Source organism: Streptomyces sp. NBC_00086 (assembly GCF_026343255.1).
Taxonomy (GTDB): domain Bacteria; phylum Actinomycetota; class Actinomycetes; order Streptomycetales; family Streptomycetaceae; genus Streptomyces.
In genome coordinates this window covers 7,739,064-7,757,980 of the sequence record NZ_JAPELZ010000001.1, presented here as the reverse complement: position 1 = coordinate 7,757,980, position 18,917 = coordinate 7,739,064, and the positions used below count along the sequence as shown (strand labels likewise).

Genomic DNA, 18,917 nt, shown 5'->3' with positions numbered 1-18,917 from the left:
CGCCACGATGCGCATACGAATCGCTTTCCAGGCAGTCCTCACCGCCGTCGGCCTGATCCTGCTGTCCCCGGCCGTGGCGCACGCCCACGGCGACACCGTGAAGGTGGTGGTCACAGGGCAGCGGGATGGCCACGTCACCGCGGACGTCACCTGGGAGAACGACGGCGACGCCGTCGAAGAGGCGGTCGCCGCCACCGTGAACGCGGTCAGCGCCGACGGCGCCCGCACGCTGGGGCCCTGGCGGCTGGTGCGCGATCCCGCGGCGACGCCGGCCGGCTGGACCACGACCGAGTCCCTGCCGCCCGGTGCCTGGAAGGTCAGCGTGGACGTGGGCTTCCCCGCCCTGGGGCACGGCGAACTCGAAGTCGGCGTACCGGTGGTGGACCCGGCCCCGACCACCGGCACCCCGGGCACCCGCCCCGCCGAGCCGTCGTCCGCGCCGACCGGGACGCAGGCTCAGCCCCCGACGCCGACACCTGCGACGGCCTCGGAGACTCCGGCGGAACCCGGCACGGGTCCCGCCGTCTGGTGGACGACGGCGGGAGTGGCGGCAACGGCCCTGGCCGGAGCGGCCGTCGGCATCTTCCTGCGCCGCAGGCGGGCGGCCTAGGTCGTCTCTTTCGGCCTGGACCTGCGGCTTTCCGATGTGCCGGCCGGGAGCGTCAGCTCCCGGCCGCGGGGGGCGGGCACCCCTGCAGCGCCGGGCGGTCCTTCGTGCGGACGGCGGGGAGCCAGGCCGTGGGGGGTGTGGAGCCGGATGGGAGGCGGACGAGGAACCAGCGGGTGGACTGCAGGTCCGCCTCGTCGATGATGGCCCGGCCGTCGGGCAACTGGCAGTCGACGGCCAGGACGTCGCCGTGCCACACCCGGGTCGGCACGACGTTGTCCGCGGCGTACGGGCGCATCGGATCGATCGCCAGGCCCAGACTGCACTGCGGTTCCCGGTCGGCCCGCTCCTGGCAGCCCTTCTCCGCGTTGAACACGCGGATCGTGCCGGCCGCCGCGCCCTCCGGGCCGTCCAGCGCGGCGGAGCCCGACCGTGCCGCGTCCGACCACAGGGTCGTACCGGCGATCCCGCACAAAGCGGTGGTGAGGATCGCGGCGCGGGCCCGGCCCCACAGCCGTCGCGCGCCCCTCCCGCGCCCCTGCTGTTCGGCGGTGATGCGGGCGAGCAGGCTCTCGGCGGTGTGCGGGGCGCGCGCCGCGTGGGTCGGGGCGAGGCAGTCCGCGGCGAGCTCGCGCCAGAACGGCGGCACGGCCTGGTCCATGCGCAGCGGCGCGCGCCCTTCGCCGTACTCCTGGACGGCGGCGCCGCGCGCCATGGGCGTGGCGCCGGAGAACGGGGAGGCGCCGGAGCCGAACACCTCGTGGATGATGATGCCCAGGGCCCAGATGTCGGCGCTCGGGCGGACCTTCACGCCCAGCTCCCCGAGGGGTGCCCGCCAGCGCTCGGGCGGAAGGTAGTCCAAGGTGCCCATGGGGGGCGCGTACCCGTACGTTCCCGTCATCTGGGTGGCGAGCCCGAAGTCCGAGAGCTTCACGCAACGGCCGCCGTCCAGCAGGACGTTCTCCGGCTTGAGGTCGGCGTGGACCCAACCCGAACCGTGGAGGTGGGCGAGTCCCTCGCAGATCCCCGCGATCAGCCGGGCGCGGTCGGCCTCGGCCACCCCGGCGTCGAGGAGTTCCCGCAGGCTGCCCGCGGCCCGTTCCATGACCAGGACGATCGCGCCGTCCAGGGCGGGGCGGTCCGGTGCCTCGAGGACGAAGGAGTCCAGCAGGCGGATCAGCCGCGCGTGCCCGGCCCTGCGTCCCAGTTCAACCTCCCGGCGGGCGGACTCCACGATCCTGCGTGTCTGGCGCGGGGCGTACCCGGCGGTCGGCATGATTTTGAGAGCGATGTCGGCGGGTGCCGCGGACGGGTGCGCGGGGGCCCGGCCGGTCCGGTCCGGGTACGTGTCGGCGGGTCGTGCGGCGTAGACCGTGGACCAGCCTCCGGCCCCGATCAGGCCGGTGATCGTCCAGCCCCGCACCCGGTGGCCGGGCGGGAGCAGGTCCGTACCGTCGCATTCCGTGACGTCGCGCAGCGTGTGGGGCGTCGTCATCGCGCGGTCTGCCGCTCCCGCCCGCCGGCCCCCGTCAGGGGTGGCAGCAGCGTCAGGTGCTCCTCGCGCACGAGCCCGAACCGCAGGGCGAGCCCGACGATCTCCTCCCGCTTGCCGTTGCGGCGGTCGCCCTTGCCGGGTTCGCGCGGGTCCGAGGCGCCGATGCGCAGCTTCTCCTCGGCGAGGTAGTCGATGTGCGAGCTGACCGCTCGCGCGGTCAGGGTGGCGCAGGCGACGTGGCCCCTGAGCCGTTCGACGATCTGGGGGGTGGTGGGGACCGCGACGCGGGACTGGTCGCGCAGGCGCGGTTCGCAGAGCGCGAGGAGGACGAGGAAGTAGGTGGCCGTCTCGTCCAGCGAGTAGGCGGTGACCGTGAGGCGGCCCCAGGGGGCGCCCATGGCCTCCGGGTCCAGGTAGACGTGATCGGGAGCGAACACCTGGAAGGAGACGGGGACGTCGCTGCGGGTGGGCAGCACGACGCGCGAGAACTCGAACGGGACGGGTGCCCCGACCCGGCGGGGCGGGACCCGCAGGTACTCCCCGGCGCCCTCCGGGTTCTCCACGAGGTAGCTGTGGGTGGCGCTGTGGTTCGTCAACTGCCAGTGGTCGTCGGTCACGCGGATCTCCCCGGCGAGCCGGGAGATCGCGGCGTCGGCCAGGCGGAGTTCCACGGGAATCTTCGCGGATCCGCGTCCGAAGCGGGCGACTTCGCCCGGTCCGAGCCGTAACGTCACCGCATCGCCGTACGGTTCGCCGCCGTCGGTGCCACTGCACCCCTGCGGCAGATGGACGACTACCCCGCTCACCGCTCCCCCCGTTCCACGCGTCGTGCCGGACCGACAAGTGGAACAATACTCATCTCTCAAGGGAGTTCATCGGCGCAGTTCGGCCACTTCGGCGGGGGCGGCCCGTCCGGCCGGACACCCCGCAACGACTGCCCCGGGAGGCTCTCCGATCCTCTTGCCGGGAGGTTCGCCGGCCCTCTCCTCGCGGGCGGCTCCCCCTGTGTCCCCGGTCACTCCGACCTTCGTGCGGCGATGGCGGTTTGGGGTCGTTTTCGACTCTCTGGCGAGCGGTTCAGGGGAAGTTGTCGTGCCGCGGCGTGTGAGCGCGGCGTACCGCCCCCGCGGGCGTCCGTGCGGGATCGGGCCCTGCGCCCCCGGTCGCGGACGTCGCGTACGGGACCTGCCGGGGTGGGGAAGGTCACCGTGCCCGGGGGGTCACGGCCCTGCGGAACCGCCCTTTCGCCCCTTTCACTTGGCGCGATCCGCACTCCGGGTTCAGAGTGCGGGACGGCCCGATACGACGGGTGCGATCCTCCGGTCGCCGAAGGCGGTCCACGGCCGCCACCCTCCGCTCGGCCGGTCCTGGACGCGGGTGCGCATCCCGCCTTCGGTGGTGACGGCGAAGACGTGCGTGCGCCCGGTGGGATCGGTCGCGACGGCGGGCGTGGCGGCGAGCCTGATCCCCGGCTCCCCGAACTCCCCGCCGGAATGCCAGCTTCCACCGGGGACCGTCTGCCAGCGGTGACTGAGCCGGGCGCCACCGGGCGCCAGCGAGAACGCCTCCAGGCGGCCGTCCGCGTTGGCGGCGAACGCCGGGGCGGCGGCGCTCCAGCCGAACATCGGCAGCCATTCGTCCCAGCCTCCGTTCGGCACGGACTGCCGCCGGCTGAAGGTTCCCACGCCCGACGGTCCGATCGCGGCGACGGTGAGCCGGCCGCTGCCGTCCCCGGCCACGCGCGGCGCGGCGCCGGACGCGGTGCCGAAGCGCTGCCAGGCGGGGGTCCAGGTGCCGCCCGGGGTCTCCTGCCACCGGTGGAAGATCCCGGCGCCGCCGGGAGCGAGGGCGAAGACCTCCAGGCGGCCGTCGGCGTTGGCCGCGACCACCGGTGGCGCGCCCGCTGCGCCGCCGAAGCCCACCTCCCACGGGTCCCAGGCCCGGGATTCCGGTGCCGCCTGCCTCCGCCGGGCGACGGACGCGCCGCCGGGGCTCAGGGCGAACGCCTCCAGCCTGCCGTCGGCGCCGCGGGCGACGGCGGGGGCCGCGCCGGCCGGCCCGCCGAACTCCTCCCAGTCGTACCAGCCGCCGTCCGGCCGCTGGGCCCGGTGGTGCAGGTTGGCTCCCTCCGGGGCGAGCGAGAACACCTCGAGCGCGCCGCCGGCGTTGCGGCCGAGCGTGGGCACCGCACCGGCCGGCCCGCCGAACGTCTCCCACGGCGACCAGGTGTCGGTGTCCGCGTCGAGCTGGACGCGCCGGAGCATCGAGTGGTCGGAGGCGTCGAGCGCGAACACCGTGAGGCGGCCGGCGGCATCGAGTCCGGCCACCGGGTTGTCCGCGCTCTGCCACGGCGGTGGTGTGTCCCTCCACTGGAGGGGCGCCACGTGCAGCCCGTGGCGGAACCAGCCCGCGGCGCCGGCGTACCAGGCCTCCCCGTCGGTGATCACCTCCACCGCGTGACCGGCCACGTGGCCCGCGTACCCGGCGAGGTCGAAGTGGAAGGGATCCCGGGACGCCAGCACGTCCGTACCCTCGTAGCCTCCCCTCGGACCGATGAACAGGTAGTACCAGCCGTCTCGTTCGACGACGTACGGCGACTCGGTGACCGAGACGGTCGTGGCCGTGGTCGCGTCGGCGAATGCGACGCCCGGCTCGCTCCAGTGCACCAGGTCGGCGGAGCGCCTGTGGGCCACGAGGTGCCGGCCGCCCGGGCTGGAGAGTTCCGTGTAGTACATGACCCACTCGCCGCCGGCCCGCAGCACCATCGGGTCGCGGGCCGCGATCCCGCGGAAGAGCGGGCCGGACGGCTCGCGCGTCCAGGTGAACAGGTCGTCCGACGTGGCGAGGCTGATCGCGGCGCCGCTCGCGCCGCCGCCCGCGTAGAACATCCAGAACCTGCCGCCGGCCTCGATGACGTGCGGGGCCCACAGGTGCTCCTCGCCGTGGTAGCCCGGGTCGACGGTCAGCGCGTCGGCGTGGGTGGTCCAGGGGCCGTACGGGGATGGCGCCGAGGCGTGCGCGAAGGAGACCTCCGCGGCACTGTCCGGTGCCTCGCCGGTCGCCGCGCTGTCACCGACGATGCTGAACAGGTGCCACCGGCCGTTCGCCCGGATCAGGGTGTGGTCGTTGAGGTAGCGGCGCCGGCCCGGCGTGGAGGGGTCGTAGACGTGGGTGAAGGAACCGGCGCCCACCCACTGGGACGCCGTACCCGGGACGGAGGCCGCTGCTGCGGCACGGCCCGAGAGCGGGAGCACGAGGGCTCCCGCTCCGGCCGCGCGCAGCAGGTGACGCCTGCTGAACGGATGCACGAGAAGGCTCCAGAGGAACGTTTGCCGTCAGTTGATCGCGGGGCCGGCGGTGTCCTTGAGCCAGCCCCACTGGGACCAGTCGGAGAAGCCGGTCTGCCAGCGGTGGTAGACCCCGGTGGGATTGGTCCCGAAGACCTCGATCCGACCGTCCGCATTGGCTACCGCGGTGATCTCCGTGCCACCGCCGCCGAAGGACTCCCACGCGTGGTACGGACTGTTCACCCCGGTCTGCCACATGTGCTGGGCATCACTGCCGTTGAGAGCGAACACCTCGACCCGCCCGTCCACCGCGCGCTGACTCGTCAACTGCGCGTTCGCAAGACCACCGGTCCCCTCCCAACCCGACCAACTGGCAGGACCGGTCTGATACCGGTGGAAGACACCGACCGGCCCGGAAGCAAACACCTCAAGCCGACCGTCCTGGTTGTGGTCGACGGTCAGGTCATGACCACCGATACCGAAGTCCTGCCAGGCGGACCAACCACCATTCACGGACTCCTGATACAGATGCCGGAACACCTCACCGTTCAGAGCGAACACCTCAAGCCGACCGTCCGGCGCCTTCGCCAACTCGATACGACTCTCCCCCGGACCACCGCCCGTTCCCTCCCAGCCCGACCAGCCACCATTGGGCGCCGTCTGGAACCGGTGGAACACGGCCTGGGGGCCGGAAGCGAAAACTTCAAGCCGTCCATCGCCATTCGAGCCCACGGCGACGTCACGGCCACCCTCGCCGAAGTTCTCCCAACCCGACCAACCACCGGACGGCTGCCGCTGGTAACGGTGCTGAAGAATCTGCCCGTTGATCGCGAACACCTCCAGCCGCCCGTCGGCATTCGGCCCGATCGCCAACTCCGCACCCTTCGGCCCGGCGATGAACTCCCACGCCGACCAAGCACCATTGACACTCTCCTGCCAGGCATGATGCACACCATCAGCCCCGGCCGCGAACACCTCAAGACGCCCGTCCACCGACCGCGCCGACACCACACGACCCGACTCCGCCGGATACACCAACGGCCCAGGACCAGGCCCACTCCCGGGCACACAGGGCATGTTGATGCCACGTTCCGCCAGGTAGGGAATCGGGTCGACACGCACGGACGCGCCCGCGTTCCCCCAGACCCGAAGGTGCAGATGAGGCCCGCTGGACTGGCCCTCGCTGCCCATCAGCGCAATCTGCTGCCCGGCACTGACGCGGTCGCCCTCCTGGACATCCCGCTGGTACATGTGGCCGTACTCGGTGATGGTGCCGTCGGGGTGCAGAATGCGGATCCACTGCCCGTAGCCGGGTTCGTATCCCGAGATGGTCACCTCGCCGTCGCCGACCGCGTAGATCGGGGTGCCGCGGTCGTTGGCGATGTCGATGCCGTTGTGCTCCCAGCTGTAGTCCTGGGTGATGTCGCCGGCCGCCGGGCAGGCGGCGAGATCGGCGGCTCGGGCCGAGACCGGGGAGGGAGCGGTCTGCGCCCCGGCCGGTGAGGCGACGGCGAGCCCCGGTGCGAGGATCACGGTCAGCGCGAGAAGAAGCCCGAGCACCCGGCCGGGCAGTTGCCCGGACTCGCCTCGGGAAAGGACGGACATCACGCGAGGTTCCCCCGTCACGCCTTGCGCAGGCGGTCGATGATGCCGTTGATGTCGTCCTGCAGCAGATTCCGGCGGACGTAGTGGCCGCCACCCACCTCATGCTGCTCGTAGGGGATTCCCACGCGGTCGAGGTTCCACTTGAACTCCCGCTGGGTGGCGAGCACCAGTGTCTCGTTGGCGTAACCCTGGATGTCCTCGGGGCTGGTGCCGGCGACCAGGAAGACCCGCTTGTGCCGGTAGCTCTCGATGCGCTCGCACGGGTTGTCCGCGCTGACCCGGGCCTGGTCCCAGAAGGGCACGCCGTAGATGCTGCCGCCGTTCAGTTCCACGGCGGCGGAAGAGGCGTTGGCCCAGTGGGTCACCAGGTCGCCATTGCCCCCGCGCAGGTTGGCCGGGCCGGAGTGGGCACTGACCGAGGCGAAGTGGCCGTAGTACTTGGCCGCGTACTTCAGGGCGCCGAAGCCGCCCATCGAGAACCCGGAGACGGCACGGCCGTCGTACTCGGCGTAGGTGCGGAAGTTCGCGTCGATCCAGGGGATCAGCTGCCCGATGTGGAAGTGCTCCCAGTTCCGGGCTCCGATGTTGGAGCTCACCGCGTTGGAGTACCAGCCGGCGCGACCGCCATCGGGCATCACGACGATGAGGTCCTTCCAGGCGGTCAGACCCCGGATGTCGTGGAACCGGTCGAAGGTGATGAAGTCCTCCAGGCCACCGTGGAGCAGGTAGAGGACGGGGTAGCGGCGCCCGCTGGTGTGGTAGCCGTCGGGGAGCAGCACGTTGACGGCCGGGGTCCAGCCGCCGATGGCGGAGGTCTGGAACCGGTAGTACCACATCCGGTGATCCTGCTCGTTGCGTTCCGTGATGTGCAGGTCGGGACCGTCGCCGACCGCCGAGGCCGCCGACGCCGACGCGAGAACGCCGCCGGCCCCCAGGGCCACCGCGGCGGAAAGCCCGCCGGCGGACTTGAGGATGCTCCTGCGGGTGGGGTGCTGCGTGGTCAAGGTGGCCTCCTGTGGGCGAGCTGGCTGGTGACCCGGCTGCCGCCCCAGCGGCACCGGCGGTTTGGAAGCTAGCGACCCCGGCCCGGGAGGAGTATCCGGAACCTTACGGACTGACAGAACCGGCTCGCGTCCTCTAGGCCACTCCACGAACGCTTCCGCATCTGACGGGCCTGACGGGCCTGACGGGCCTGACGGTCAAAGCGTCGAGCCTTAGCGGGAGGGGCCGCGGGTGACCATCCGTAACTCTCCGGATCCCCGGGCCGTGTCCCTCTCGGTAGCTTTCGGCGCGATCACACCGTGACCCGGCGCGACCGCGGCGGGTCCCCCTTTTCCGTAAGTGCCTCGTACCGCTACCGATCAGGAGCCCGTTGTGAGCGCACACCATCCCTCCCGCCGAGCGCTTCTCAGAGCCGCCGGTGGACTTTCGGCTGTGATATCCCTCGCGAGCGCGAACGTCCTCGCGACGGGATCCGGTGCCAGTGCCGCCGGCAACGGCATCGGCCTCCGCTCCGCCCAGACCATCCAGTCGGACGTGGGCGGCCCGATCACCCGCGACGAGATCCTTGTCCGTGCCCAGCACTGGGTGGACCTGAACGTCTACTACAACCAGGGCGACTCCCACCCGGACCTGGAAGGCAGGCACTACCGCACCGACTGCTCGGGCTTCGTCTCCATGGCACTGCACTTGCCCTCGTCTCCCAGTACGGTCACCCTGTCCGAGTTCCTGGACCCGATCGCCTGGGAGGACCTGAAGCCCGGTGACGCCGTCGGCACGCTCGGGCCGGGAACCGGCGGCGACGCGGGACATGTCGTGCTGTTCGCCGGCTGGGCCAACCAAGCGCACACCCGCTTCTTCACCATGGAGGAGATGGGCGGGGCAGGGTCCGTCCGATATGAGCGGCCGATCAACTACACCACGAGCGGGGGCCAGTTCACGGCCAAGCCGTACCGCTACAAGAGGGTTGCCGAGGCTCCTTCTCGCCACGCCGTCAGCCCGGCCGATACGGGCCGCGTGGTGTCGGCACGGTCGGCCGACGGCCGGCTGGAGACCTTCGCGGCCGGAGCTGACGGGGTGTACCACGCCTGGCAGACCGAGGTGAACGGCGGCTGGTCGGCCTGGCGGCCGCTCGGCGGTCCGCGAAACGCGCAGATGACGATCGTGCCCAACGCCGACGGTCGGCTGGAGCTGCTGGCGATCAACGCGGACACGGCCCAGCACATCTATCAGACCGGCCCGTCCGGGGACTGGTCCGGCTGGCAGGGATTCGGCACCGGTGGTCGGCACATCGCCGCCGGAACGAATGCCGACGGCCGTATCGAGGTCTTCGCTTCCGGCCCGAAGGGCCTGTACCACCGGTACCAGACCGCGCCGAACGCCGGCTGGTCGGGCTGGGAATTCACCGGCGGTGGTCCCGTGGACGCCCGTCTGGAAATGGAGAAGTCCCCCGACGGGCGCCTTGAGGTATTCGCTCTCAACAGCACGGTCTTCGAGCACCAGTACCAGCTCGCCCCCAACGGTGGTTGGTCCGCATGGGAACATTTCGGAGGCGGCGGCCACGATCTGACGGTGGACCACAATGCCGACGGGCGCCTTGAGGTATTCGCCTCCGGACCGGAGGCCATTTTCCACCGATTCCAGGAAAGCCCGACCTCCTGGTCGGGCTGGGTGAGAACGGGCGGCCCGGCCAACTCGAAGCTCACCAGCGAGCGCACCGCCGACGGCCGGGTGGAGGTCTTCGCCATCAGCAACGAGATCGCCGTCCACTCCTGGCAGACCGGGATCAACGCCCCCTTCAGCGACTGGGTCACCGTCGGCACCGGCGGCACGGACATCACCGCCACCACCAACGCCGACGGCCGCATCGAGGTCTTCGGGACCAGCCATGCGGGCGTCTACCACACCTGGCAGACCGGCTTCACCGACTGGGCCCAGTGGGCGTGGCTCAACGGCCCAGGACCCGCGATCAGTTGACAGTGGTCGGCGGCCGGGCCGGAGCATTCCGGCAGGGTGGTGAAGACACCGGCGTCCCGCCGGACGCGGAAGCGTTCGTGGACGGTGCCCCCCGCTGTCACTCCGGATGGTTCCGGGTGTCCTGCCCCTGCCCCGGCTCCTAGTTTGTGGCCCGGCCAGTTCCACGGACCCGAAGGAGACGACGGATCACATGCGCGTCACGACAACGCTTCTGCTCGGCGGGGCCCTTGCCCTCACCTCCCTCACCCCGGCGACCGGCGCTCTGGCCGCCACCTCCGGCCCTGCCGGCCAGGCGAGGACGAACGACGCCGTCCAGTCCTTCCAGAACCAGGCCACGGGCCTGTGCCTGGACGACACCAGTAACGGCTTCCGCGTCTGGAGCTGCAACGGATCGAATCCGCAGCGGTGGAGCGTGCACGTCTGGGGTGACGGGACCCGCCAGTTGATGAACATCAACACCGGCCGCTGCATCGAGAACACCAACAGCAGCTTCCACACCGCGGCCTGCAACTCCAGCCCGGAGCAGAGCTGGTGGGTCACGGTCTGGGGCGACGGCACCGTCCGCTTCCAGAACCAGCACACCTCGCGCTGCATCGACGACAGCTCCCAGGGCCTGCGGACCTGGACGTGCAACAGCCTTCCGTACCAGAGCTGGTCCTGAGCCCGATGGGCGACGCCCGGCGAAGCCCCTTCCCTTCCAGCGATTCCAGCGATGCCCGTACTTCCGGCAGACGATTCCCTCCACGAGGAGCAGGTCCGATGAAGTTGAAGCTGACCGCATTACGGTTCTCACTCGTCCTCGGTGTGGCCGGTGCGCTCCTGGCGGTGCCCACAGCCGCACAGGCACAGGCACAGGCACAGACGCCGTCACAGACCCAAGCCCAGACCCCGGCCCAGGCCACCGCGGACCACTCCGCCACCCTCGCGGCCCTGAACGAGCTCAAGGCGGGCGGCGGTCCCGGGGCGGGCGTGTACGCGGGGACCCGCGACGCCTCGTGGAGCCTCTCCACCGGCACGGCCACCATCAACACCAACGATCCGATCGGCCCGGACGAGTACTACCGCATCGGAAGCCAGTCGAAGACCTTCACCGCCGTCGCCGTACTGAAGCTCACGGAGGCGAACGGGATCGGCCTCGACGACCCCATCGAGCAGCACCTGCCCGGTGTGGTCTCCGTCAACGGCTACGACGGGAACCGGATCACCATCCGGCACCTCCTCCAGCACACCAGCGGCATACCGGTGAACGGCCTCCCGCTCGCGCAGGCCCGACCGGACGGCTCGTACACGCTCGCGGCCCTGGTGAAGGACGGGCTGCGCTTCGCCCCGGCCTCCCAGCCGGGCGCCGCCTTCCAGTACTCGAACACCAACTACGAGATCCTCGGCATGCTGGTCGAGAAGATCACCGGGCTGCCCCTGCACCAGGCCGTCACCCAGCAGGTGATCCAGCCGCTCGGCCTGGCCCACACCCGCTTCCCCGCCCCCACGGACCGCGCAGTGCCGAGCCCGGCGATCCACGGCTACCGGGGTACCCGGATCGGCTCGTTCTTCTTCTGGCTGGACGGGACGGCGTTCGAACCGTCCACCTTCTATGCCTCGGGCGCCGTCATCTCCACACTGCAGGACATGACCACCTTCTTCCGGGCGATCGTCGACGGCACTGCGCTCTCGCCCGCGAACCTCGCCGAGATGGAGAAGGCCTTCGAGCTCGGGCAGCCTGGCTCGGGGAACGGCTACGGCCTCGGGATGCTGAAGTTCGCCCTGCCCTGCGGCGGCACGGCCTGGGGACACGACGGAGCCGTCCCCGGCTACTACTCGCAGACGCTCGTGACCGAGGACGGACGGCACGCCTCCGTCGTGACCAACGCGCATCTCGTCACGAACATCCCGGGCGCGCAGATGTACAAGACCCTGACCAGCGCCCTGTGCGAGACGCCGTCCTGACCCTGACCCTGCCCCCGACCCTAACCCTGGACCTGACCCCGACCCCGGCCATGGCCCTGCCCCTGACCCGCGACAAGACCAGCCTCACAGAAGAGAGAACCTCTGTGCGATCCCTGCTCACCGGCGCGACCGGCTTCCGCGCCGCGCTACGGGCCACCGCGCTGACCGCCGCCGCCGTGGCGACGGTCGCGGCGACCGCCCTCACCGGCTCCGCGGCCCACGCCGCCGGCTTCGCCGACGCCCCCACGATCCCGGCCTTCACCGACGGGCAGGGTCTGACCCAGGTCGCCGGAGCCACCGAGGTGCGCTCCGAGACCGACTTCACCCTCACCGTCACCACGCCGCAGCTCTCCGGCCGGCACAAGGTACGGGTCTTCCTGCCGAGCGGCTACTCCACCGAGCCGGGCAAGCGCTGGCCGGTGACGTACTTCCTGCACGGCGGCAGCGGCACCGTGGACGACGCCGCCGCGGCCCCGGCCCTGCGGGACGACCGGACGATCACCGTCGTACCGGACGGCGGCCTGAAGGGCTGGTACGCGAACTGGCACATGCAGAACACCGCCGAGGGCGCCGCCAACTGGGAGACCTTCCACCTCCAGCAGGTGGTCCCCTTCATCGACGCCAACCTGCGGACCCTGCCCGACCGCAGCCACCGTGCGGTCGTCGGCCTGTCCATGGGCGGCTTCGGGGCCCTGCACTACGCCCAGGCCCGCCCCGACCTGTTCGGGCACGTCGCCTCCCTGTCCGGGGGCATCGACTTCGGCCTGTGGGAGGTCCGTGCCGCGGTGCTGGCCACGGAGCTCAACCTGACCGGCGCCTGGTGCGCCTCCACCACCTCGGGCACCGGCGATTGCACCGGGTACGGGCCGGTGGTGGACAGCGACGCGATCTTCGGCTCGCCGTACGCGATCTTCAACGACCGGATCTGGAACGAGGTCAACCCCGCCTCGCTCGCCAACCTGGGCAAGCTCGCCAACACCGGGGTCACCCTCTACACCGGAAACCAGGGTCTGATCGACGGCAAGACGGCGGTCGCCTCCACCAACGTCGCGAACCGCCTGAACCAGCTGGGCATCCCGAACCGCTTCGTCAACTACGGCAACGGCAGCTCCCTGTCACCCACTTGCAAGGGCGACCACACCTACGGCTGCTGGGCCCCGGCCCTCGCCGACTACATCCCCCGCCTCGCGAACGAGTTCGCCCAGGCTGGCTGAAGCACTCCGCCCCACCCCACCCCACCGGGCCCGCACCAGCGGGTCCGGTGGGGTGTCGTTCCTCCCCCGATCAGACGACGGCGGGATGGTGCCGCGCCCCGGCCTCGGTGCCCTGCACCTGTCCGCCTCCTCGGGACGAGCACCCTGACACGGCCCTGTTCTCGCATCGCCCACGCTCCCCGCCCGGCCCAGAGCGCAGAAGGGGCCGACCGGCCCCCATTCGGGGACCGGTCCTGCCCTTCCCGCCCCCGGCCCCGTAAGAGCACGGTTCACACATCGGCTCAAACGGCGTACGACCCGGACTGCGGTGAGAGGGAACACTCATGACGACCACGTACCGGATCGCGGAGCTGGACGCGCACTGGCGTGCCGCGAACTATCTGGCCGTCGGCCAGATCTACCTCATGGACAACCCGCTGCTCGCCGAGCCGTTGCGGCCGGAGCACATCAAGCCGCGGCTCCTCGGCCACTGGGGCACCGCGCCCGGCCTGAACCTCGTCCACACCCACCTGAGCCGGGTGATCAAGGAGCGTTCGCTTGAGGTCCTGTGCGTCTGGGGGCCCGGCCACGGCGGTGCGGCCGTCCTCGCCAACTCCTGGCTGGAGGGCACGTACACCGAGACCTACCCGGACATCGGCCGCGACGCGGACGGTATGCGCAAGCTGTTCCGCCAGTTCTCCTTCCCGGGCGGCGTGCCGAGTCACGTCGCGCCCGAGACACCGGGCTCCCTCCACGAGGGTGGCGAACTGGGCTATTCGCTGGCCCACGCGTACGGTGCCGCCTTCGACCATCCCGGCCTGTTGGTGGCCTGCGTCATCGGCGACGGCGAGGCCGAGACCGGGCCGCTGGCCGCCTCCTGGCACTCCAACAAGTTCCTGGACCCGGTCCACGACGGAGCCGTCCTGCCGATCCTCCACCTCAACGGCTACAAGATCGCCAACCCGTCGGTGCTGGCACGGATCCCCGAGGCCGAGCTCGACACGCTCTTGCGCGGCTACGGGCACGACCCCCTCTACGTCTCCGGCAGCGACCCGGCCCTCATCCATCGAGCCATGGCCGGCGCACTGGACCAGGCCGTCGACCGCATCCACGCGATCCAGCGGGAAGCACGGGCCGCAGGCACCGATCCGCGCGGCGGGCGCGCGAACTGGCCGGTGATCGTCCTCCGGACACCCAAGGGCTGGACGGGGCCCGCGACCGTCGACGGCCGACCCGTCGAGGGGACTTGGCGCGCGCACCAAGTGCCACTGGCGGGGGTCCGTGAGAACCCCGAACACCTGCGGCAGCTGGAAAGCTGGATGCGCTCGTACCGGCCCGAGGAGCTCTTCCGCACCGATGGCCGTCCGGTCTCCTCCGTACTGGCCTGCGTCCCCGAGGGTGAGCGCCGTCCGGGGGCGAGCCCGTACGCGAACGGCGGGCGGCTGCTGCGCTCGCTCCCCCTGCCCGAGCTCGACGCGTGGGCCGTGCCCGTCGAGAAGCCGGGGAGCACCCTGCACGAGCCGACCCGCGTCCTGGGCCGCTATCTCGCGCAGGTCATGAGCAGCACGGCGGGGCGGCGGGACTTCCGGGTCGTCGGGCCGGACGAGACGGCGAGCAACCGCCTCGACGACCTGTACCAGGTGACGGGCAAGGCCTGGCAGGGCCTGACGGAACCCACCGACCGGCACCTCTCCCGGGACGGCCGGGTCATGGAGATCCTTTCCGAGCACGTGTGCCAGGGCTGGCTGGAGGGGTACCTCCTCACCGGCCGGCACGGCCTGTTCTCCACGTACGAGGCCTTCGCCCCCATCGTCGACTCCATGGTCGGCCAGCACATCAAATGGCTGAAGAGCTCGCGCGAGCTGAGCTGGCGCGCGCCCATCGCCTCCCTCAACTACCTGCTCACCTCGCACGTCTGGCGCCAGGACAGCAACGGCTTCTCCCACCAGGACCCCGGATTCGTCGACCACGTCCTCAACAAGAGCCCTGAAGTCGTACGCGTCTACTTCCCGCCGGATGCCAACACCTTGCTCGTCGTGGCCGATCATGCGCTGCGCAGCCGTGACCGGGTCAACGTGATCGTCGCGGGCAAGCAGCCCTGCTTCGACTGGCTGTCGATCGGGGCGGCCCGCGAGCACGTGGCTCGCGGCGCCGGCGTCTGGGAGTGGGCGGGGACCGACGACGGCTCCCGCGAGCCCGACGTCGTGCTCGGCTGTGCCGGGGACGTGCCCACCATGGAGGTCCTGGCCGCCTCGGCCCTGCTCCGCGAGCACCTCCCCTCGCTGGCCGTCCGCGTCGTCAACGTCGTCGACATCGCCCGGCTGATGCCCCACGAGGAACACCCGCACGGCATGACCGACACCGAGTACAACTCCCTCTTCACCACCGACAAGCCGGTGGTCTTCGCGTACCACGGCTACCCGTGGCTGATCCACCGCCTCGCCTACCGCCGGACCGGCCACGCCCACCTGCACGTCCGCGGCTACAAGGAGTCCGGGACCACGACCACCCCCTTCGACATGGTCGTGCGCAACGACCTCGACCGGTACCGGCTCGTCATGGACGTCATCGACCGCGTCCCCGGCCTCGCCGGCCGCGCCGAGGGCCTGCGCCAGGCCATGGTCGACCAGCGCATCCGCCACCACGGCTGGATCCGCGAGCACGGAACCGACCTGCCGGAAGTCGCCGACTGGTCCTGGCCCCACTGATCGCCCCGCCCGGGTGGGACGGGTGGGCCGCCCGGGTCGCAGAGGGTACCGATCGGCCCTTCCCGGGTCGTCGCCACCGGCGGAGAGTGGAGGCGGACCCGAACGGAGAACCGCCATGAGCACCACTTCCTCTCACCGGCTCACCTCCTCCCCCAGCCGCTTCGACCACGCCTTCTCCCCGGACCAGCGCGACGGCCTGCTGGCCCTCGCCCACGAGGCGGACTTCCCCGCCGGCGCGCGCATGTTCGACCAGGGCGGGCACACCGGCCACTTCTGGGTCGTCCGGTCGGGGAACGTCGGCATGGACGTGCACGTACCCGGCCGGCAGGCCGCGGTGGTCGAGACGGTCGGTCCGGGCGAGCTCGTCGGCTGGTCCTGGCTGTTCCGCCCCTACACCTGGCACTTCGGCGCCGAGGCCATGACGCCGGTCCGTACCGACGAGTTCGACGCCGCCGCCGTGCGCGAGCTGATGGACGGCGACCCCGCGCTCGCCTCCGCGATGTGGCAATGGGTGGGCCAGGTGCTCGCCCACCGGCTCGTATCCGCCCTCATCCGGCTCCTCGACCTTTACGCACCCCACGGCAGCGGAAGCCGCATCTGAGACAATCGACCCGAGACGTATCCCGACCCGAGGGTGTGGCGTGGATGTCCGATGGACCAGCTCCCGCCCCGGCGCCCATCCGGGTGTTCCTCCTCGACGACCACGAGGTAGTCCGGCGCGGCTTGCACGATCTGCTGGACTCCGAGCCGGACATCGAGGTGGTGGGCGAAGCGGCGACGGTTGCCCAGGCCCTGGCCCGGGGCCCCGCGCTCAGGCCCGACGTGGCCGTGCTCGACGTCCGGCTGCCCGACGGCGACGGCATCAGCGTCTGTCGCGAGCTGCGCTCGCGCATGCCGGATCTCGCCTGCCTCATGCTGACGTCCTTCGACGACGAGGACGCCCTGCTCGACGCCATCATGGCCGGCGCCGCAGGGTACGTCCTGAAGCAGATCAAGGGCTCCGACCTGGTCACCGCCGTACGGACGGTGGCGACGGGCCAGTCGATGCTCGACCCGGCGACCACCGCGCGCCTGATGAGTTCGCTCCGGAACCCGACCGCCGGGAAACCGCCCGGGGACGAACGGCTGACGGTCCTCTCCGAGCGCGAGCGTGCCGTGCTGGAGCTCATCGGCGAGGGCCTCACCAATCGTCAGATCGGCAAAAGCCTCTTCCTGTCCGAGAAGACGGTCAAGAACCACATCTCCCGGCTCCTCGCCAAGCTGGGCGTCGAACGCCGCGTACAGGCCGCCGTCATCGCCGCCGAGGTGCGCGAGCACGACGAGACCGGCCGCTGAGGCCCGCAGTCACTGGGCCCGTCTGATCGGGATCCGCCAGTCCAGACGCGTTCCGCCGCTGTTGGGGCGCGGCGAGACGGACAGTCCGCCCCCGTGAGCCTCGGCGCGTTCCGCGAGGTTGCGCAGACCGCTCCGACGGCCACCGTCCGTGACGCCCACGCCGTCGTCGCTCACCGTCACGGCCAGTACGCCTTCCGCCAGGACGATCCCGACTTCCGCCCGCGCCGCCCTGGCGTGCCGGGCCACGTTGGTCAGGGCCTCCCCCAACACGGCCACCACGTCGTCGGCGACCGGGCCCGGCACATCGGTGTCGATCAGCCCCTCCATGCGCAGCGCGGGCACGAACCCGAGCACCGCCGCCGCCTCGCCCACGGCCCGCACCGCGCGGACCCGGAGCCTCGGGGCGCTGCCCGCCGCCTCGTGGTCACGGAGTCCGAAGATGGTCGTACGGATGATCTTGATGGTCTCGTCCAGGTCGTCGATCGACCGGCTGAGCCGCTCGGACGCCTCGGGGTGTTCGACGAAGCGCTGCGCGCTCTGCAAGGTCATCCCGGTCGCGAAGAGCCGCTGGATCGCCAGGTCGTGCAGGTCGCGGGCGATCCGGTCGCGGTCCGCGAGCAGGCTCACCTGCTCGGTGTCCCGGCGCCGGTCGGCCAGCTCGAGCGCCAGGGCCGCCTGCCCGGCGAAGCCGGGCAGGGGCGCGACCTCGGCCGCGGCGAACGCCCGCCGGCCGGTACGCCGCGCCAGCATCAGTACCCCGCGCAGCTTCGCCCTGGTGCCCACCGCGACGGCTGCCGCCGGTCCGAAGCCCGTCCAGACGTCCGGCTGCGCCGCGATCCGGGCGTCGGTGGCCACATCGGCCAGGGTGACCAGTCCGTCCCGCGCCGGGACGACCGCGGCCAGGATCCCCTCGCCGCCGGGCAGCACGATCCCGCGGTGCGCTTCGGCCCCCTCCCCCAAGGCCAGGGAGCCGCGCAGCTCGCCGCCGGGCCCCACCTGGTAGAAGACGCACATCTCGGCCGAGATGATGTCGCGGGCCCGCTCCAGCATGCCCTCCAGCACCTCGATCTCGGAGGAGCCCGACAGGAGGGCGCTCGTGAAATCGGAACTGGCCGCCAACCAGCGCTCCCGGAGCCGGACTTCCTCGTACAGGCGGGCGTTGTCCACGGCGACGCCGGCGGCGACCGCGAGGGTGGACAAGACCTCTTCGTCGTCCGCGTCGAAGGCCTTCCCGCCCCGCTTCTCCGTCAGGTAGAGGTTGCCGAACACCTCGTCCCGGACCCGGATCGGTACGCCGAGGAAGGAGCGCATCGGTGGGTGGTGCTCCGGGAAACCGGCGGAGGCCGGATGCTGCGAAAGGTCTCGCAGGCGCAGCGGCCGGGGGTGCCTGACCAGCTCGCCCAGCAGTCCGTGTCCGGTGGGAAGGGATCCGATCCGCGCCCGGAGCCGGTCGCCGATGCCCACCGGGATGAACTCCGCGAGCTTCTCGTCGTCCCCCACCACCCCCAGCGCGCCGTACTCCGCGTCCACGAGAACGACCGCGGCCTCCACGATCCCGCGCAGCACCTGGGCCAGGTCCAGCTCCTGCCCCAGCGACATGACCGCCTCCAGCAGCCCCTTCAGCCGGTCACGGGTACCCCGCGCGTCGGTGATCTCCGCCTGGAGGGCGTCCAGCCTCGGCTGCGGAATCCGGCTCGCCGACGCATCTCGATCGTCCCCGACCATGGACACCTCCGGCGGCGAGGGGCTCTGCGCACCCGCCCGGAC

At 71.5% G+C, this 18,917-nt stretch carries 14 protein-coding genes; 8 read left to right on the top strand and 6 right to left on the bottom strand.

What is annotated here, in order from left to right:
• The first annotated feature begins 7 nt into the window (after nt 1-7).
• On the top strand, nt 8-610 hold the full coding sequence (locus tag OG276_RS35095; protein WP_266911715.1) for a hypothetical protein: 603 nt from the start codon (nt 8-10) through the stop codon (nt 608-610).
• 52 nt (nt 611-662) lie between these two features.
• Here the strand turns inward: OG276_RS35095 and OG276_RS35090 are convergent, their stop codons facing one another.
• The 5 genes from OG276_RS35090 to OG276_RS35070 all read right to left on the bottom strand — a co-directional run bounded on the left by OG276_RS35090 (nt 663) and on the right by OG276_RS35070 (nt 7,998).
• A complete protein-coding gene (locus tag OG276_RS35090; RefSeq protein ID WP_266911713.1) occupies nt 663-2,102 on the bottom strand; it encodes a serine/threonine-protein kinase in 1,440 nt (479 codons plus the stop codon).
• Nucleotides 2,099-2,908, bottom strand: coding sequence for a serine/threonine protein kinase (locus OG276_RS35085; RefSeq protein WP_266911711.1), 810 nt, complete (start codon nt 2,906-2,908; stop codon nt 2,099-2,101). Before OG276_RS35085 ends, OG276_RS35090 begins: the two co-directional genes overlap by 4 nt.
• Nucleotides 2,909-3,382: 474 nt before the next feature.
• Nucleotides 3,383-5,410, bottom strand: coding sequence for a family 43 glycosylhydrolase (locus tag OG276_RS35080; protein WP_266911709.1), 2,028 nt, complete (start codon nt 5,408-5,410; stop codon nt 3,383-3,385).
• A 27-nt stretch (nt 5,411-5,437) separates the two neighbouring features.
• Complete coding sequence (locus OG276_RS35075) at nt 5,438-6,994, bottom strand: peptidoglycan DD-metalloendopeptidase family protein (RefSeq protein ID WP_266911707.1); 1,557 nt, start codon at nt 6,992-6,994, stop codon at nt 5,438-5,440.
• Nucleotides 6,995-7,011: 17 nt separating this feature from the next.
• Nucleotides 7,012-7,998 (bottom strand): alpha/beta hydrolase family protein, encoded by a 987-nt coding sequence (locus OG276_RS35070; RefSeq protein WP_266911705.1) that lies wholly within the window; start codon nt 7,996-7,998, stop codon nt 7,012-7,014.
• A gap of 430 nt (nt 7,999-8,428) precedes the next feature.
• On the opposite strand from OG276_RS35070, the gene OG276_RS35065 reads away from it, so the two are divergent.
• The 7 genes from OG276_RS35065 to OG276_RS35035 all read left to right on the top strand — a co-directional run bounded on the left by OG276_RS35065 (nt 8,429) and on the right by OG276_RS35035 (nt 17,150).
• Nucleotides 8,429-9,970 carry a hypothetical protein gene (locus OG276_RS35065; protein WP_266911703.1) on the top strand — a complete coding sequence of 514 codons (1,542 nt, stop codon included), beginning with the start codon at nt 8,429-8,431 and terminating at the stop codon, nt 9,968-9,970.
• 190 nt (nt 9,971-10,160) lie between these two features.
• Entirely contained in the window at nt 10,161-10,631 is a 471-nt protein-coding gene (locus tag OG276_RS35060; protein WP_266911701.1) for an RICIN domain-containing protein, read from the top strand.
• 98 nt (nt 10,632-10,729) lie between these two features.
• A complete protein-coding gene (locus OG276_RS35055; RefSeq protein ID WP_266911699.1) occupies nt 10,730-11,914 on the top strand; it encodes a serine hydrolase in 1,185 nt (394 codons plus the stop codon).
• Nucleotides 11,896-13,128: an alpha/beta hydrolase family protein gene (locus OG276_RS35050; RefSeq protein WP_266911697.1), complete on the top strand. Its 1,233-nt coding sequence runs from the start codon at nt 11,896-11,898 to the stop codon at nt 13,126-13,128. The genes OG276_RS35055 and OG276_RS35050 overlap by 19 nt, the downstream gene beginning before the upstream one ends.
• A 323-nt stretch (nt 13,129-13,451) precedes the next feature.
• Nucleotides 13,452-15,815 (top strand): phosphoketolase, encoded by a 2,364-nt coding sequence (locus OG276_RS35045; RefSeq protein WP_266911695.1) that lies wholly within the window; start codon nt 13,452-13,454, stop codon nt 15,813-15,815.
• A gap of 115 nt (nt 15,816-15,930) precedes the next feature.
• Nucleotides 15,931-16,416 (top strand): Crp/Fnr family transcriptional regulator, encoded by a 486-nt coding sequence (locus OG276_RS35040; protein ID WP_266911693.1) that lies wholly within the window; start codon nt 15,931-15,933, stop codon nt 16,414-16,416.
• 44 nt (nt 16,417-16,460) lie between these two features.
• A complete protein-coding gene (locus OG276_RS35035) occupies nt 16,461-17,150 on the top strand; it encodes a response regulator transcription factor (RefSeq protein ID WP_266911691.1) in 690 nt (229 codons plus the stop codon).
• A 9-nt stretch (nt 17,151-17,159) separates the two neighbouring features.
• On the opposite strand, the gene OG276_RS35030 is transcribed toward OG276_RS35035, so the two are convergent.
• Nucleotides 17,160-18,875: a GAF domain-containing sensor histidine kinase gene (locus OG276_RS35030; protein WP_266911689.1), complete on the bottom strand. Its 1,716-nt coding sequence runs from the start codon at nt 18,873-18,875 to the stop codon at nt 17,160-17,162.
• Nucleotides 18,876-18,917: the final 42 nt, after the last annotated feature.